A 229-nucleotide genomic window follows, 5' to 3' on the forward strand; every position below is an offset into this window, starting at 1 on the left:
GCTTCACGGTTGCCTGGGGTGAGGAGCGTTCGACCGATGACCTCGAAGGGCCGGTGACGAAAAGCTCCGACCAGCGTCCGGCAGAAGCCGATGTGCTTTTGCTGATGCCGAAATACACCGGCATCATCATGCAGACACCGCCGCAATTTTCGGCCATCAAGATCGCAGGCGAGCGCGCCTATGACCTTGCCCGCGACGGCGCGACGGTCGACATCCCGGCGCGGGAGGT

1 pseudogene is annotated in these 229 nt (G+C 63.3%); it reads left to right on the top strand.

Annotation, left to right across the window (positions count from 1 at the left end):
• Positions 1 to 229, top strand: a pseudogene (truB, locus tag AC0L2O_RS37700) (tRNA pseudouridine(55) synthase TruB); the annotation flags it as partial.

This window comes from Bradyrhizobium sp. Kon10 (assembly GCF_055807395.1).